This is a genomic window from Actinoplanes sp. NPDC026623 (genome assembly GCF_040638275.1).
Classification (GTDB): Bacteria; Actinomycetota; Actinomycetes; order Mycobacteriales; family Micromonosporaceae; genus Actinoplanes.
The window spans coordinates 1-17,371 of record NZ_JBEZXZ010000191.1; the positions used below are offsets into that span (position 1 = coordinate 1).

A 17,371-nucleotide genomic window follows, 5' to 3' on the forward strand; every position below is an offset into this window, starting at 1 on the left:
GCCCGGCCTGGCCGGCGTGCTCGCGGCCGCCGTGGCGATCGGCGTGGGCACCGGGCTGATCACGCCGCTGGGCTTCGCGGCGCTGGCGGCGAGCACGCCCGCCGCGCGCCTCGGGCAGACGATGGGCGCGGCCGAACTGGGCCGCGAGCTCGGCGATGCCGGAGGCCCGCTGCTGGTGGCGGCGGTGGCGTCGCTCGCCGGCCTCGCCTGGGGCTTCGGCGTTCTCGCGATCCTGCTCGCCGCCGGTGCGGCCGTGGCCTTCACCCGCCGCCGCGTCACGACCTGAACGGGCGACGGCTTCATGTGGCTTTCATCCCCGATCCTTACCTTGGCCCCTCATGAGCGATGTCCCGGCGGTCGACGCGGTCGGCCTCACGAAAACCTATGGCACCCTCACCGCGGTCGACCGGCTCAGCGTGCGGGTCGGCCAGGGCAAGGTGTACGGGGTGCTCGGCCCGAACGGGGCCGGCAAGACCACCTTCCTGCGGATGCTGTTCGGGCTGATCCGCCCCGACTCGGGCACCCTGCGCGTCCTCGGCCGCACCTGGCAGCGTGACGGGATCCGCGCGCTGGACGGGGTCGCCGGGTTCATCGAGAGCCCGAAGTTCTATCCCGGCCTGACCGGCCGCAGGAACCTGCGGCTCCTCGCCGGCCTCGACGGCGCCACGAGCCCGTCGCGCATCGACGAGGTCCTGGAGACCGTCGACCTGCGGGCGCGCGCCGGCGACAAGGCCGGCGGCTACTCGTTCGGCATGCGCCAGCGCCTCGGCGTGGCCGCCGCGCTGCTGCGCGACCCACGGCTGCTGGTGCTCGACGAGCCCGCCAACGGCCTCGACCCGGCCGGCATCCGCGACATGCGCGCCCTGGTGAAACGCCTCGCGGCCGGCGGGCTGACGGTCCTGCTGTCCAGCCACGACATGGGCGAGGTCGAGGAGATCTGCGACGACGTGACCATCATGCGCGCCGGCGCGGTCGTCTACCACGGCTCCATCGCCGCCCTGCGCGAGAAGGCGCCCGAGCAGGCGCACGAGATCCGGACCACCGACGACGGCCGGACGGCGATGCTGGCCACCGCCGCCGGCCTGACGGTGACCCCCCTCGACGATGGCCTGGCCGTGCGGGGCGCCCAGCCGGACATCGACGCGCTGGTCGCCGAGGTGGTCGCCGAGGGGATCGCGCTGCGCGCCCTGGCCCGCCGGGAAACGCCGCTCGAGGCGCTGTTCTTCATGCTCACCGAACCCGGCGCGCCCGCCCCGGAACCCGCCACCACCGGAGCCGCACGATGATCCCCACCACCACCACGGCCCGAACGCCCGGCCTGCGCGCCGCCCTGCGCTGGGAGATCGTCAAGCTCGCCGCCCAGGCCCGCAGCCGGGCACTGCTCGCCGCCGCCCTGATCCTCCCCGTCGTCGTGGTCGCCGTGGTCAACGGCCAGGAGCAGCCGCCGTCGGACACCATCTACGGCAGGCTCGTCCACCTCAGCGGCTACGCCATGCCGCTGCTCATGCTCGCCTTCGCCGCCCAGTGGGTGCTGCCGCTGCTGGCCGCGGTCGTGGCCGGCGACATCTTCGCGAGCGAGGACCAGCACGGCACCTGGAAGACGCTGCTGACCCGCTCGGTCAGCCGCACCCACGTCTTCTGGGCCAAGACGCTGACCGCGATCGGCTACAACCTGCTCGTGCTGGCGGTCTTCGCCGCGAGCACCATCGCCGCCGGCCTGCTGATCATCGGCACCCAGCCGCTGACCGGCCTGTCCGGGCAGACCATCGCCCCCGCACACGCCCTGTGGCTGATCATCGCCGCCTGGGCCACCGCGATCGCCCCGACCATCGGCTTCACCGCGCTGGCCCTGCTGCTGTCGATCCGGACGAGGAACGCCGCACTCGGCATCGCCGCACCCGTCGTCCTCGGCTTCACCATGCAGCTGCTCGGCAGCGTCGGCGGCCTCGACCTGACCCGCAAGTTCCTGCTCACCACGCCGTTCGAGAGCTGGCACGGCATGTTCGATCAGCACCCGTTCACCGGGCCGCTCGCCACCGGCCTCGCCGTCAGCGCCGGCTGGACCCTCACCTGCCTCGCCGCGGCGTACGTGTCCCTGCGCCGCCGCGACATCACCGAAGGCTGACCGAACCCATGCCACCCATGATCACCCGTACGCTCGCCGTCATCGCCGTCGGCGCCGCCATCACAGCCACGGCCGCCGCCGGCCACCCCGAGATCACCAGGGCCGGCCTCGAACGCGCGCTCGCGCCGACCTTCGCGAACCTGTACGTCCAGCAGTCCCACCTGCTCGGCATCCCGGGCATCACCACCGCCACCATCGGCGCCGGGGCCAGCTGCGACAGGGGCGGCCCCGCGGTCGCCGACACCGGCGCCGGTCCCAACTGGATCTGCATGATGAGCTGGACCGACGATCACGGCCGGCACCAGGACGGCAAGTTCGAGGTCACCGTCAAGACCGACGCCACCTACGTCGCCGGCGGCCCCTCCAAGATCGTCGGCCTGGCCACCATCACCGACACGCACGGCCACGACGTCCCCAACCCCGTCTTCGAGTTCGACGGCGTCATCGACGCCGGCAGCTGACCGCGGACCGGCCCGTCACGCACGGAGCCGCCGACGCGGGTGACCGCACCGGAACCCGGCACACGGCTGGTGATGCGGACCGCGCCGGGACCGTCTCCGATGGGGACGACCTCCTCGAAGCATGATTGCGGCCGGCAGCCGGCGCCAGGCGGTAAGCCTGTGGGCCCCCCCTTTGGCACCCACAGGCTTCCGCGGTCCACCGGTTCGCGTCCTCGACGAACTGTGCGGCGCGGCGACATCGGCGGCGCCTGGCGTCACGGAGAAACAGGTGGCGGCGAGGGCAAGGATTGTCCCGGCGGCAGCTCGCGCCAAAGCCTGGGGCGACTTGTTCGGGTCATTGAAAACCCCTGAGAATCCGTACGTCGTTGCTGAACGGCATTACAGGATTTTTCGATTTTGTTGTGGCCGGCGAAATTATTGAACTGGTGACACCATAAGCAGGCGAATCGCGGCAGACAATGGGTCACCCGACCTGAACGACTCGGGACACAACCGGGACCACTGTCACCGTCGCGACCCGTTTCAGTCCCGCATGATTGCGGCCTCCCGTCCCAACGAAGGAGGACCCCACCCACCGAGCAGCCTGACTCCGGAGATCCTCGCCTCGCATGCCCGGTGGCTGAGCCGGCACCCATCGCCGCGGGAATCCGGCCGGGCCCCAGCGCCAGAGACAGGCGTCAACCAGCCGGTGCACGACGACGGCTCTGAGCGACCCGGCGACAGCCGGCGGCCCGGTCGATGACCGGACAGGCGGCACGGCCGCCGGCAAGTCGCAGCGAGCCTCCAACCCGGGTGGCGAAAGGTCATCCGCACCGGTCAAGCGGCCTGCCCGCAGGTCGCCGGGTTACGGCTGGAGGGGAAGGATCGCGCAGGTGGATGGGGCCGGCAGGCCGGCGAGCCGGTGGGTGAGCCAGTCCACGGCCGGGCCCTGGTCGGCCACCAGCGGCCCGAAGTGGTTCAGCAGCGGGTTGCCGGCATCGGGCAGGATGACCGGGGCGTAGACGACGTCGCCGCCGAGCCGGCACCAGTCGACGGCCAGCCCCCGGGCCTGGCCGTGGGGTACTGCGTTGTCGAAGACGCCGGTGGCCACCCGGACGATGCCGGCCGGCTTACGGTCGCCGACGCGCTGCTCGTCGAGGTAGTCCCGCAGGCGAGGCTCGGCCCGGATGATGTCGAGCACGGACTCGCCGTTCACCGTCCACGCCGAGCTGCGCCGGTTGGCGTACGCGAAGAGCGCGTCACCGACGCACATGGTGGAGAGATCCTTCAGCACGGCCCGGCCGGCGTCGCTGAGATAGCGGTCGAGCAGCGGCTGCAGGTCCGGCTCGGATTGGACGAACCCGTTCACCGACCAGCCCAGCGCACCCACCAGCTCGCTGCCGTCGATCGCCGCCGTGACGTCGGTGATGTCGGCCGGCGGTGCGCCCGCGTAGGTGGCCCTCAGCCGTACGTCGGGCGCGTATGACGCCTGCAGTTCCGCGGCCGAGGCCACCGCGCCGCCGCCCTGGCTGTAGCCGTAGAGGCCCACGGCGGAGCTGGCGGTGACCGAGGTGTCCGGGAGCGCCTTGGCCGCCCGGGCGGCGTCCAGCACGGCGTGCCCGGAGTCCACCCGGTTGATGTAGGTGTGCAGCCGGTCGGTGGTGCCGAGCCCGGCGTAGTCGGTCTGTACGACGGCGACGCCCCGGGCGAGGAGCCGGTAGATGGCCAGGATCTCGTAGCCGATCGACACGGTGGACTGTTCCCGGCCGATACCGAGGATGAGGCCGTGCTGCAGGGCCAGGGAGGTGGAGCACTGGTCGCCCTGGCCCATGGTGCCGGGCGCGAGGACGACAAGCGGGCGCGGTCCGAGCCCGGGCCAGGGCGCGGCCGGTTCGAGGTAGGCGCCGGTGACGGCGACCGGCTTGCCGCCCGAGTCGGTGGACTTGTACATGATCCGGGTCGCGCTGCCGGGCAGCGGGCCGTTGACGCCCGGCAGCGACAGGGCCAGCGGGAGCGGTTCGGTGCGGATCAGCGTGCCGTTGTCCGCGGGCAGCGTCGCGGGCGGCGTGTAGAAGGCGGGGATCGGGATGCCCCGGGACGTGATCACGGTGTCGGCGGCCCCGGCCGCGAGGGGGGCGATGCCCGCGCCCACGATCGATGCGGTCAGTAGCGCAGCGGTTAGGCGGGTGCGGGTGGACATGTCGGCCTCCGTCGGCTCAGCGCGATCCACTCATGAACGCCAATGAGTCCGCGCGGTTACCGGACGGTAACTATTGCAAACGAGGGATTCCAGAGTTCACATTTCTCACTCCCGCGAGGAAGATGCAGTATCTGAGAAGAATTCACTTTCCCCTAGGTTTGCCCTGTGACGCTTCTTACACTCGCTGTGCCCCGGCCATGATCGAGCAAGGGAGTTCCCATGACACGACTGCGCGGACTGGCCGCGGCCCTCCTGGTATCGGGGATCGTCGGTGGGCTGCCCGCACCCGCCGCCGCAGCTCCGGCCTGGACACCCGCCGACGACCTGGAGGGCACGTGCGCGACGCTCCAGGTGTTCGACGGATCGACGTCGCGCGGATACGTCCGGCGCACCTCGGTCGGCTACGGCTTCACCGGCACCGCGGCGGGCGCCGAGCCGTTCCGGTTCGAGGCCACCCAGCTCGGCCGCTACCTGCTCCGGGACGCCGCCGGCCGGCCGCCGTATCAGAGCATGCTCGGCTGGGTGTGGGCCGGTGACTCCTACGGCGACCGTGCCGACTGGACGGTCAGCGCCGCGGACGGCCGCTACCGCCTCGTGTCCACCGCGACCGGCCAGCAGATGGGCTCCTACCTCGGGGGGCTCGGCGCGGGCAACGCCGACTCGACCGTAGCGCTCGCACCGGCGAACGGGTGCGCGACGATCCCGGACATCGCCACCGGCGTCAGCGGAACCCCGGCGCCCGGCGTGGATTCCCACGGCAGGCTCGTCGGCTGGATCGACGCCCACGCGCACATCACCGCGGCCGAGGCGTTCGGCGGATCGCTGCACTGCGGTGACGCGTACGCGCCCGGCGGCGCGCCGGTCGCGCTCCAGCCCTGCCCCTCACACATGACGCTCGGCTGGGGCGCCCTGCTCGAGGCGATCATCGCCGGCACCGATCCGATCGACTCCGCGGAGGACGGCTGGCCCACCTTCAACGACTGGCCGCAGTACGACACGATGCTGCACGAGGCGTCCTACTTCCGCAGCCTGGAACGCGCCTGGCAGTCCGGGCAGCGGGTGCTCAACGTGCTTCTGGTCGCGAACCGGGTGATCTGCGGGCTGACGCTGCAGCACACGTCCTGCGACGAGATGGACCAGATCCGGGCGCAGGCCACCTATCTGCGCCGGATGCAGGACTACGTGGACGCCCGCAGCGGCGGCCCCGGCAGGGGCTGGTTCCGGCTGGCCACCACCCCGGCCGAGGTGCGCCGGATCGCCGCCCAGGGCAAGCTGGCGGTCACCATCGGCGTGGAGAACTCCGAGATCTTCGGATGCCGGGAGATCAGCGACGTACCGCAGTGCACCCGGGCCCAGATCGACGCCGGCCTCGACGAACTGGCGGGCATGGGCGTCAGCGGCTTCTACCCCGTGCACAAGTTCGACAACGCGTTCGGCGGCACCCGCTTCGACGGCGGCGTCACCGGTGCCGCGATCAACGTCGGCAACCTGATCTCCACCGGCCACTGGTGGCAGGCGACCTCCTGCGCCGGCCCGTCCGACAACGAGCAGCCCCTGGTCAGCGACGACCTCGCCCGGCTGCTGCAGCTCGGTGTCGGCCTGCCGGCCGGCGCGATCCTGCCGGTCTACCCGAGCGGCAAGATCTGCAACGTACGCGGCCTCACCGATCTCGGCCGGTACCTGATCGAGCAGATGATGGCCCGCGGCATGATCATTCACATCGACCACATGGGCGTGAAGACCGCCTCCGACGTGCTCGACATGGCCGAGCGGGCCGGATACCCCGGCGTCGCCTCGGTGCACAGCTGGGCCGACCCGTCCATGGTCAACCGGACGCTCGGTGTCGGCGGTTTCGTCGCCGGCTACGCGTTCTCGGCCCGCGACGACGGCCAGGGCACGCCGACGTTCCTCGACCAGTGGCGGGCCAACAGGAGCCTGGCCAACGGCTCGAGGATCACCGGGTACGGCGTGGGCACCGACGTGAACGGCCTCGGCACTCAGGCCGCGCCGCGCCTGGACGCCGGCTCCAGCCCGCTCACGTACCCGTTCACCGCGATCAACGGCACCCAGGTCGCCAGGCAGGTGTACGGGTCCCGCACGTTCGACCTGAACACCGACGGCGTCGCCCAGTACGGGCTCTACGCGGACTGGATGGCCGACCTGATCAACCAGGCCGGCCCCGACGCGACGCCGCTGCGCCGGGACCTGCTCAACGGGGCGGAGGCCTACACCGAGATGTGGGAGCAGGCGCGCATCAGCGGAAGAGGCTGAGGTCGACGGAGTCGGCCATCGCCTTCTGGCCGGCGATGTTCGGGTGCAGCGGGTCCGCCTGGTAGGCGGGCAGCACCCGGCTGGGGTCCTGCGGGTCGCGGATGGCGGCGTCGAAGTCGGCCACCCCGTCGAAGAGGCGGGTGGTCCGGACGAAGGCGTTGACCTTCTGCCGGGTCGCCTCCTGCTCGGTGCCGAAGCAGCCGCCGTCGCAGCCGTACGGGGTGATGGTCGCGCCGATCACCCTGATGCCGGCGGCGTGGGAGCGCCGGACGATCGTCGTCATCGCGGCGATGAGGGCGTCGGGGTCGGCGTGGTATCCGATGTCGTTGATGCCGTCGGCCAGGATCAGGTACTTCACCCGGGTCTGGCGCAGCACGTCGTCGTCGAGGCGCTTCAGCGCGGAGATGCTGATGCCGGCGCCGCAGCAGTCGGTGCGGTCGGTGAGGATCTGGTTGCCGCCGATCCCCTGGTTGAGCATGCCGAGGTGGCGGTGCGGCGGCAGCGTCCGCAGCCGCGCGGCGAGCACATCGGTCCAGCGGTCGTTGCCGTTCCAGGTGGTGTAGGCACCGTCGGTGATCGAGTCGCCGAGCGCCACGATGCTGCCCCGCACGGCCGGGGCCGGCCGGACGTCGACGCCGTCGAGCCAGAACGTGGAGTTCACGGTGCCGGTGAACGCGCCGCCGGCGGCGCCGGCCTGGTTGCCGGCCGCGACGAACTGGGTACCCTGAGCGGCGTCGTGTCCGGTGATCGCGGTGGCGTCGCCGCCCGCGGTGACGTACAGGTCGACGGCGAGGTCCTGGCCGACGCCGACACTCAGGTCGATCGGGTCGCTGAGGCGTGAGGTGCCCGCCGGCACCGTCACCGAGGCCCGGCCGCCGAAGGTGACCCGCCGGCCGGTGCCGGCGACCAGGTCGGCCGAGCCGGACACGACCGCGCGGGCCACGTTGACCGCCTCGAACGTGACGTCCTGCGCGCCGAACGTGTTGGCCAGGCGGATCCGGATCGGGGAGCCGCCCAGCGTCGGATGCACGAGCATCCGCAGCGTCTGATCGGCGAAGGCCGGACCCGCCTCGCGCTGCGGGCTGGTCGCCCAGCCGCCGGTCCACGGGCCTCCCGGCGGCGCGGGGAAGATGGCGGCGGCGTGGGCGGCCGGCGCCACGGCGCCGACGGCGACGATCGCGAGCAGGACGGCGAGCAGGCCTCTTCGCTTCACCACGAACCTCCGTCATTGAGACACGTCTATGGGAGCGCTCCCATAGCTTGGCGCTCCGGCGTGGAGAAATCAACTGACCACGACGGCGTTCCGGCAAAGTACTGCCCGGGCGGGTGGTCCGGTGCGGACCCGGCGGCTGGCAGGGTGTCACCATGCGGGTTGACGGGTTCTTGCGTACGCCGATCCGGGGCGAGCACCACGCGCTGCTGCGAAACCTGACCGTCACCGAGACACCGCCGACCGGGGATCCGGTGGTCGGCGACCCCTACCCGCAGACGCTGCTACTGGCGTTCGAGGCCGACGCCCCCGTGCAGATCGCGCCGCTGTGGGAGGGCAGCCTGCAGTTCGTGCCGGACTCCGTGCGGCACGGCCCGACCGTTCCCGCGCAGGTGACGCCCGGCCGCTACGACTCGTGGCCGGTGACCGGTGACCTGTTGCTGCGGACGACGCCGGGTGTGCTCGACGCCGGCTTCGGCCGTCACCTGCCCGGGTTCACGCCGCTGCCCGCGGTGGTCCGGTACAGCAAGGTCGTGCTCACCCGGGAGTTCCTGTTCGCCGCGCTGGCCGCGGTGCCCAGGCAGGGGTTCACCCTCGGCGGTGTGCCGGTGCCCGCCACCGACCCGCAATACCACCAGAAGCTGGTGATCGGCGTCCTGGCCGGCCGGGTCCGGGTGCCGGTCGACATCGATTCGGCGCAGCCGCTCCCGGTCCTCGCTCCCGGCGGGACCCTGCGGCTCACGATCGCGTCGTCGGACGCCGAGATGCTGTATCCGTCCTGGTTCGACGACCGGCCGGAGTTCGACGCCCTGGCCGGCGAGCCGCTGGTGCCGCCGGCGCTGCGGGCGTACGCCGACCAGCTCAACAACCCGGCCCATCCCGCGCACAGCGTGATCTCCGCCCGGGCGCTGTTCCAGGCGGCGCCCGGCGCGGCGTGGGCAGCCGACCATCCGGCCGCCTCGCCGCTGCGGTCCGCGCTCGCGGCCGCACTGCCGGACGGCCGCCGGTACCGCCGGATCGAGGTCCGCCGGCCGCCGCTGCCCGGTGCCGATCCGGGCGCCTCGCCGCGGCGGCCGTACCCGGCGTACCAGTTGTGCTGGCGGCCGGCCGGGGGTGGTGAGACCGAATCGCTGCGGCTGCCGCTGTCCGGGGTGGCCCATGTCGCGCTGGCCGACGACACGTACCGGTTCTGGGTGATTCCCCGGTCGCTGGATCCGGCCGCCGTGCCGGCCGGCGATCAGGTTCGGCTGAGCCTGCCGCCGGTGGCGCCGCGCCGGGCCGGCGGGCCGCCGCAGGCCGCGCTCGACGTGGCGATCGGTGCCGGGGCGGGCGCCACGATCGACGCGCATCTGCGGGCGTTCGACGCGGCGATGGCCTGGGCCGGCTACGGCGCGGTCGCCCCGCTCGACCGCAGGAAGTGGCAGGACCAGGCGTCCCTGCGCTGGAATGTGGAGGCCCACCTGGACTGGATCGTCCCCGGCTTCCCAGCGCACCGCCCGCAGGGCGCGCTGTACGGCCTGTTCCGCGAGTCCGCCGGCCGGCACGGCCTGTCGCCGGAGTTCCTGCAGGTGGTGTTCTTCGGCGAGGGCGGCGGCGCGCACCTGGCCGGGTCCGGGGCGTTCGACCCGGACGAGGTGCTGGACGCCTACAACTTCGTCGGACTGGACCTGATCGTCTACCGGACCGGCAGGCTGCCGGTGGGGCGGCCCGCGGTTCCGCCGGAGGTGCCGCCCGGGGCCGCCGACGAACGCGCCGAGTACGCGTTCAACCTGGTCACCGCGGGTTACGTCGATCCGGCGGTGGCCGCGAGGGTGACCTGGAACCGGACCGAGGTCCGCGACGAGCATTCCCGCCGCACGCTCGAGGTCGGCACGGTCCGCGGCTGGGAGGCGGCGATCGAGCTGGTCGCCGCGGAGCTGCACGCGCGCCTCGACGAGATGGTCGCTTACCTGGCCGGCGCGGTGGCCGACGAGACGGCCAGGCGGTTCCTGATGTACGCCCGGTTCAACGCGCGGCCGGCGACGGCCCGCGTCCTGGCCGACGACCTCGCCGGCAATCTGGCGCCGTGGACCGGCCCGATCCCGGCGGACAACGGCACGGCGCGGTACAACACGCTTCAGCGGATCGCCGCCGCCCAGTGGCACGACGAGGCCGGCGCGTACCGGGAGGCCGCGGTCTGAGCCCGGTCAGGGTGCCGGCGGCAGGCCCTCGATGATCCGGCGGGCCAGGTACTCGATGTCGGCGGCGGTCGGTTCCAGCGGCGCGGTCACCACGGACGCGGCGATCTGGTCCGCGGTGCGCCGGCCCACGTTCTCCGCGCCTTGGGCGGTGACGAGATGGCGCCGCGCGCGGGCGAGGCTGATGATCTGCCCCTTCTCCGTGCTGCCGGGCTTGTACAGCCAGGTGCGGCCGCCGGCCACGATCCGGTCGCCCTCCTCGAGTTCGTTCTCGACCCAGCCGAACAGCTGGGTGCGGCCCTCCTGGCCGCCGCGCGGGCCGGCCTTGACCTCGAAGACGTCGGTGACGTAGAGGTTGCCCTCACGCTCGACGGTGATCAGGTCGTCGGTGAACTCCTTGGACTGCTTGGTCACGCCGTCGATGCGGCGGACCTCACGCTGCAGGACGGCGCCCGCGGTCTCGGCCTCGGCCACCCGCGCGGCGAGGACCTCCGCCTTGTAGCCGTCGCTGAGGATCTCGCCGATGTTGCCGGTCAGGTTGGCCAGCCGGCCGGTGGCGACCTGGCCCGCCTCGACCATGCCCTGGTGCCAGACGTCGCCGAGCTTGCGCCGCAGCCGGTTCGCGTTGGCCGGGTTCTGCAGCACCGTCAGGTAGCGGCCGATCCGGGCGTCGGTCAGCTTGGCCGGGCGGCCCAGTCCGCTCAACGCGATCATCGTGGTCGGACGCGGCTTGGCCATCACGACCGCGTACCGGGTGATGGCCTTCCCGTTGCGGATCGTCTGGTACTCGGTGGTCCAGATCCGCAGGCCGTCGCGCGGTGCGGCGCCGGCGAGCCGGCCGGCCGCCTCCCGGGACTCGGTCACCACCACCCACTGCCCGCCCAGCTCCAGGCGGTTGCCGCGCTCGCTGAGGAACGCCTCCACGTCGGTCAGCGCGGACGCGCTCGCCAGCTCCTCGCGCGCCACCGAGCAGCGGTATCCGACCGGCAGGTCGGCGATCGCGCCCTGCACGAACCGGCCGTTGCCGGCCTCGAACGCGCCCACCCCGGCGTTGCGGGCCGGGGCCACCACGGTGGCCCGCCGCCCGGCCCGCAGCTGTTCGAGACCCCAGCCGAGCTCGGCCTCACCGGACCCGACGATGAGCAGTTCCTTGACCCTGCGGCCGGGCTTGACCGCCAGGTTCTCCGCGGCCTTCAGGACGGCCGCGGCCTTCACCGCCTTCGCCTTGCCGCCGCCCAGCACGCCACGGGCGGCCTTGCGCAGCACCTCCATCACGGTCAGGCGGCTGGTCTCGTCGAGCGCCGCGATCAGCAGATTGCGCAGCCGGCGCTGCGGCAGCCGCAGCTCGGCGGCCAGTTCCTTGAACGCGGCGCTGCTGAGCCGGCGGTGGTTGGCCAGTTCGGCCGCCGCCTCCAGCCCGCGCAGCTCCTTCGCGGCCAGGCCGCCACCGGGCAGCGCGGCCATCGTGGCGACTCGCGGCCGGGCGAGCCGGAACGGGCCGGCCGAGGCGCCGAGCGCGGTCGCGAGCGGACTGGCCGCGTCCAGGCCGGTGCCGGCCCTTCGCAGGTGCCGGCCGACGTCGGCGCCGAGGAACAGGAAGTCGACAAGGCACAGGCCGAGGCCGACCCAGGCCGCCCTGCGCGCCGCCTGTGCCTCCGCCGGGCCCGCCAGCTGGAAGCCGTCCGGCACGTCGAGGTTCGCCATCGCGGTCAGCAGCTCGGCGTCGCGGAACTCGGTGAAGTTGCGGACCACGCCGATGGCCGCGGACAGCCCGGCGGCGGGCAGCGCAGCCGGCGGTGCCAGCGTCCCGATCGTCATCAGCAGGATGTTGACCAGCTCGAGGCCCGCGTCGGCGGCCAGGTCGCGCAGGTCGCCGGCGTACACGCCGGCATTGATGACGTCGAGCTGCTCGAGGGTGAAGGCCTGCAGCGCGTCCGGGTGCACCGCCTGCAGGCGCCGGGCCGCGACCGGGTGGGCCGCGTGCAGGTGGGCGCGCAGCTTGACGATGTTGTCCAGGCGCAGGTCGATGGCGGCGATGGCCTTCGCCGTGGCGCCGCCGGCGGCCTCACCGGCGAGCCGGTCGGTGAACTCGTCGAGCTCCGGCGCCTCGTCGGTGTCCCGGTCGACCTCGATGAACAGCGCGGCGAGCGGCTCGGCGGCGGCGATGGCGCCGATCTGGCTGGTGAGCCGCACGGTGCTGCGGCTCTCCGCCTCGCTCGGTTCGCGGTCACCCATCACCCAGGCCAGGAGGGCGGCGGCGTGCACGAGCGGGCGCAGCGCGGCCGTCTGGGTCTGCAGCGCCGCCCCGGGCTCCGGCAACGGCAGCGGCGAGTCGATCGGGTGGTACCGGCGGCGTAACGTGATCAGTTTTCGCTCGGACTGCGCCAGGGCGGCGAGGGTGTAGTCCAGCACGGTCTGGTAGAACAGCGCCTCCAACGGCAGGTTGGCGCGGTAGACGTCGCCGGTCGCGGCGTCGTCGCCCTGCGATTGCAGGTCGGCGAGCTCCAGGTCGGCCGCGAGGTACGGCGCCGGCTCGGCGTCGCGGTATTCGTTCGCGGACCACCTGAAGTCCCGCGGGATGGCCAGGGAGGCGAAGTAGCGGCCACCGGTGGACCGCAGCACGTGTCCCTCCGCGGTGGTGAGCGCGACGACCGCGGCGTCCGCCCCGGCGGTGGTCAGGTCCATCCGGGGTGGCCCGTTGACGGCCAGGGCGTCCGGCCAGGTGAGCCCCGGCTCCAGCGCATAGGTGTGGAACGTCGGCGGGTGGTCCCAGGTCTGCAGCACGGCGGTGGCCACACCGGTCAGCCGGGCCTGCGCGATCGCCCGGTCCTCGTTCTCGCATCCGGCCGTCGGGGCCAGCACGGCGCCCGCCCGATAGTCCACGTCGTCGGTGTCGTGGTGCGCGACGACGACGCCGGTCTTCTGCCGGCCCTGTTCGACGAAGTCGTCGGCGATCTCCTGCGCCTGCATGGCCTCGCCGGTGATCGTGGCCACCAGGGCGGCCGGATCCGTGTACGCCGTCGACCAGAGCATCTCGCCCAGCACGGCCAGCGAGGACGGCGCCGGCTCGAGGTCGTCCGGCCGGCCCGCCGGCTGATCCTGGTCGCCGAGGCCGAGCACGGTGAGCACCTCGGCGTAGCTCAACCGGTAGGACCCGGCCGCGCGCCGCAGGATCGTGGCGGCGACATCCGCCGCACGCGCCGACCGCTCGAACGCCATCCGGTCCAGCGTCTCGTGCACCTCGGCCGCGGACCGTACGGCCTGAAGGATCCGCTGATCCGCGGCCCGCAGCCGGCGCACCGCGCCGGCGCCCCAGCGGGCGGTGAGCCGCCGGACGATCTCCGGCGCGGACAGCGGATATCCGGCCTCCAGGCCCGACAGGCCGCCCGCGTCTGCCAGGAGCTCGACCGGATTCCATTGCGGATACTTCTGCAGAACCGCGGCGAGATCGCCATCGGCCAACCGGAGCAATGACGCGCTGGACCGGATGACACTCTGGACCGGCTGGTTCATCAACCACACCTGCGATCTCTATCCCCGGTCACACCGTCCATGACATCGTGACGCGGTGGCCCGTGCACATCCCCCGTTGAGACATCGGTGACGACGCCGGGCGGCGCCGATCGCCGGTTGCTGTCGCTGGCCACCGCGATCGGGCTGATCGACGGCGACGGCAACGTGGACCAGACCTGGTTCAACGACCCGATCGCCAAGCTGCGCGGCCTGGTCTCCGTTCCGGTGCAGCGGCGGGCCCTGCTCGATCTGCTCGACGAGGCGCTGCCGCCGTCGGCCGGGCTCGGCGGCCCGCAGCAGAGCTGGCATCCGCTGTTCGAGGACGGGCCGTTCGGGTTGTACCTGACCGTGACCGGGGACGTGCTCGGCCTGGCGGCCCGGGCGGGCACGCCGACCACCGACCCGGGCGCCGCGCTGGTGCTGCACCTGCCGCTGATCGACGCCGCCGCCGGGCTGACCCCGATCGCGGGTACGGCCGCCGGCCCGCTGGAGGTCCGGCTGGATCTGCGGGCGGGTGCCCTGGACGCCGGGGTCCGTGCCCTTGTCGACCTGGCGGGCGGCGGGTCCGCGCGGATCGTGCTGCGCGACCTGGATCTCGGCGACGGCGTCCCCCGTACGGTGGAACTGGATCCGGCAGCGATCGGCGCGGACGCCGCGCCGGTGCTGGTGGCGCTGGTCCGCGAGGTGCTCGAGCAGGCCGGCATGCCCGGCAACCGGGTCGTCGACCACCTGCCCGGCGTGCTCGGGCTGGCGCCCGGGCTCCCGCCGCTGCCGATCGAACGGCTCACCGACCCGGCCGCGTTCCGGGACTGGATCGGGCTGCTGGCCGACGACCCGCAGACCCTGCGCACCTGGGCCGGGCACCTGTCCGGGCTGGCCGGCGGCGACCCGGTGCTCACCGGCGCCGGCACCGAGGCGAAGCCGCTGCATGCGGTGCTGCTGGACGTGGCCGGCGGGCCGAGCCTGGCGCTGACGCTGGCCCGCAGCGGGACCGGCCCCACCGGCCGGCTGCTGATCGGCCTGGCCGCGGAGCTGTCGGCGGCCGGCGTGGCGCTGGAAGCGAGCGCGACCCTGGTGGCGATCGCCACCGGCGGCACCGCGCCCGCGGTCCTGCTCCCGGACGCCGGGATCAGCCTGTCCGCGGTGCCGCCGCTGCCGAGTTCGGGCGCGGTGACGATCGGCTCGGTCCGGGCCGGGCTGCGCTGGCAGGGAACCGCGGTGCAGCCGCGCCTCGAGCTCGTGGACGTGAACCTGAACGGCCACCCGTACCCGGTGCTCGATCTGTCCAGTGTGGATGCCGTCGCGGCGACCGCGGCCACCGCGCTCACCGACGCCCTCGACGACCTGCTCGGCCCCACCGGGCCGGGGCATGCGCTGGCCGCCCTGATCGGGCTGGTCCCCCCGTCGGCCGACCCCGCCTCCCCGCACCGGGTCGTGCTGGCCGATCTCGCCACCGCCCCGACCCGGGCGATCGCCGCGTTCCACCGGGCGGTGCTGGACGACGGCCCGGCCCATTCCTGGTCGGCGCTGCTGGCCGAGATCGCCGCGCTGGTCGGCCTGACGGGTCCGGTCACCGGCACGGGCACGGTGGACGACCCGTGGCAGGCCCGCCTGGCGTCCGCCGGTTTCGTCACGCTGTCGGTGGCGGCCTGGGACGACCCGCCGGTCGCCGGGGCGCACGGCCTCCGCTGGGGGCTGGCGGCCGGGGCCGCCGCGCCCTGGGCCGACGTGGAGCTCCGCGCCGGGCTGCTCGGCTTCGACCTCTCCGCCGCCGGTACGGACACCAGGCTGCTTCCCGGGGTGGTGCTGACGATCGGCACCGTCCCGCCCGCGCTCACCACCGGGGGCGGGACCGGCATCGACGCCCAGCGGGTGGCCCTGCGGGCCGGATGGTGCCCGGGCGCGGCCGTGCGGGTCGACGCCCAGGTCACCGGGCTGGCGTTGCGGGCCGGCGGCGAGCGCATCGGACCTATCGACTTCACCGTCCCGGCGCCGGGCGGCTTCGACCCGGCCGCGCCCGACCTGGGCATCGGGCTGCCGCCGGATCTGCTCCCGGCCGTGCTGCGGCTGCTGATCGCCGAGGCGGCGCTGAGCTGGGGCGGCCGGCGGGCGGTGGCCGCCACCGCGCTGCTCGGCCTGCACCGGCGGCTGCCGGACCTGCCACCGGACTGGCCGGTGCTGCCGCTGGACGATCTGCCGGGGCTGCTGCGCGATCCCGTGTCCGCCCTGCGCGAGCAGCTGCGCCGGCTCGCCACCGAGGTGGCCGCCGGCGGTGAGCCGTTCGCGCTGCCGGCGATGCGCTGGCTGACCGCCGCGATCGACGACCGGGAGCCGGCCGCGCTGCCCGCCGGCTGGGGCACCGAGGACCGGCCGTGGCGGGCGGCGATCCCGGCGGACCGCCGGGTTGACCTGCTGATCTGGGCGGACACCGGGGTGCCGGCGCCGGGCTGGGCGCGGGCGTACGCGCGGCACCTCGAGGCGGCCGCGAACGCGGCGGACCTGCTCGGCCGGCTGGAGGCCGCCGCGGAGCCGGTACCGGCGGCACACGGCGCGCTGTACGGGCGCGACCCGGACCGGATCGCGGACGAGCTGGAGGCGTTGCGCGGCTGGCTGGCCGGCAGCGACGGCGTGGTCCCGTACGCGTCGCAGACCGCGGTCGGCCCGGACTGGCGGGTGGGCGACGTGATCACCTGCGCCCACGCCGACCTGCCCGGCCACCCGGACGCGGTGGCGCAGGTCCGGGCCCAACTGGACGCGTGGGCGCCGGGCGACCGCTGCGTGCTGCTGCTCTCGGCGCCGTTCGAGGACCACCGCGTGTGGGCGCCGCTGCTGACCGCCGTGAGCCCGCAGCACGCGCCGGACGCGCACTTCCACCTGGCGGTGCCGGGCGCCGACCCGCTGACCGTCGACCTCACCGGGGTCAGGGCGGTCTCGCCCGCGTACACGGTGGACCTGGCCGGCGCCGGTTCGCCCGGCCAGCTCGACCGGGTCGTGGCCCGGGCCCGGGCGCTGACCGGGCTGCCGTCGGTCCACCTGGTCGCCCACGCGGCGTCCGGGAACCTCGCCCGCGAGTACGCGGCGGCGCATCCGGGCGCGGTCGCCGGCATCGTCACCCTGGGCACCCCGCACGCCGGCAGCCCGCTGACCGGCCTGGACCTGGGCGACGCGCTGCGCTTCGTCACGGCCGTCGCCCCCGGCGCGGCCGCACCGACGGTACGGGCCGCCGCCTTCCTCGCCGCCGGCGTGGACCGGGCCTCCTACGCCGTGCCCGGTGACCACGACGACGCGGGCATACCCGGCCTGGCGATCGCCTCGCTCGCCGGGCCGGGCCTCATCGGCGCGCCCACAGGTCCTCGGGCGAGCGGACGTCGCCGGGATAGCGGCAGCTCATGCCGACGACCACGATCGGGTCGGCGGACTGGTCGCCGGCCGGTG

Annotated in this window: 9 protein-coding genes and 2 pseudogenes; 7 read left to right on the forward strand and 4 right to left on the reverse strand. The window is 73.8% G+C overall.

The features are described 5' to 3' along the window. The 4 genes and pseudogenes from AB0F10_RS36330 to AB0F10_RS36345 form a co-directional block, all read left to right on the forward strand. Positions 1–286 (forward strand): annotated as a pseudogene (locus tag AB0F10_RS36330) (MFS transporter); the annotation flags it as partial. A 52-nt stretch (positions 287–338) separates the two neighbouring features. Beyond that, positions 339–1,286, forward strand: coding sequence for an ABC transporter ATP-binding protein (locus AB0F10_RS36335; RefSeq protein ID WP_360635954.1), 948 nt, complete (start codon positions 339–341; stop codon positions 1,284–1,286). Then, positions 1,283–2,125 (forward strand): ABC transporter permease, encoded by an 843-nt coding sequence (locus AB0F10_RS36340; RefSeq protein ID WP_360635957.1) that lies wholly within the window; start codon positions 1,283–1,285, stop codon positions 2,123–2,125. Before AB0F10_RS36335 ends, AB0F10_RS36340 begins: the two co-directional genes overlap by 4 nt. A gap of 17 nt (positions 2,126–2,142) precedes the next feature. Then, positions 2,143–2,586 carry a hypothetical protein gene (locus tag AB0F10_RS36345; RefSeq protein WP_360635960.1) on the forward strand — a complete coding sequence of 148 codons (444 nt, stop codon included), beginning with the start codon at positions 2,143–2,145 and terminating at the stop codon, positions 2,584–2,586. A gap of 844 nt (positions 2,587–3,430) precedes the next feature. Here the strand turns inward: AB0F10_RS36345 and AB0F10_RS36350 are convergent. Continuing rightward, positions 3,431–4,765, reverse strand: coding sequence for a lipase family protein (locus AB0F10_RS36350; RefSeq protein ID WP_360635963.1), 1,335 nt, complete (start codon positions 4,763–4,765; stop codon positions 3,431–3,433). A gap of 219 nt (positions 4,766–4,984) precedes the next feature. Between AB0F10_RS36350 and AB0F10_RS36355 the strand changes: the two genes are divergently transcribed. Next, positions 4,985–7,036 (forward strand): hypothetical protein, encoded by a 2,052-nt coding sequence (locus AB0F10_RS36355; RefSeq protein WP_360635966.1) that lies wholly within the window; start codon positions 4,985–4,987, stop codon positions 7,034–7,036. Here the strand turns inward: AB0F10_RS36355 and AB0F10_RS36360 are convergent. Continuing rightward, positions 7,020–8,252 carry an SGNH/GDSL hydrolase family protein gene (locus tag AB0F10_RS36360; RefSeq protein WP_360635969.1) on the reverse strand — a complete coding sequence of 411 codons (1,233 nt, stop codon included), beginning with the start codon at positions 8,250–8,252 and terminating at the stop codon, positions 7,020–7,022. The two genes, AB0F10_RS36355 and AB0F10_RS36360, sit on opposite strands and share 17 nt — an antisense overlap. Positions 8,253–8,401: 149 nt before the next feature. On the opposite strand from AB0F10_RS36360, the gene AB0F10_RS36365 reads away from it, so the two are divergent. Beyond that, positions 8,402–10,426, forward strand: coding sequence for a hypothetical protein (locus AB0F10_RS36365; protein WP_360635972.1), 2,025 nt, complete (start codon positions 8,402–8,404; stop codon positions 10,424–10,426). Between the two features lie 6 nt (positions 10,427–10,432). Here AB0F10_RS36365 and AB0F10_RS36370 read toward each other — a convergent pair whose 3' ends face one another. After that, positions 10,433–13,936, reverse strand: coding sequence for a hypothetical protein (locus tag AB0F10_RS36370; RefSeq protein WP_360635975.1), 3,504 nt, complete (start codon positions 13,934–13,936; stop codon positions 10,433–10,435). Between the two features lie 2,295 nt (positions 13,937–16,231). Here AB0F10_RS36370 and AB0F10_RS36375 point away from each other — a divergent pair. Then, positions 16,232–17,188: pseudogene (locus tag AB0F10_RS36375) on the forward strand (alpha/beta fold hydrolase); the annotation flags it as partial. Between the two features lie 79 nt (positions 17,189–17,267). Here the strand turns inward: AB0F10_RS36375 and AB0F10_RS36380 are convergent. Next, a complete protein-coding gene (locus tag AB0F10_RS36380; RefSeq protein WP_360635978.1) occupies positions 17,268–17,327 on the reverse strand; it encodes a hypothetical protein in 60 nt (19 codons plus the stop codon). Between the last annotated feature and the right edge of the window lie 44 nt (positions 17,328–17,371).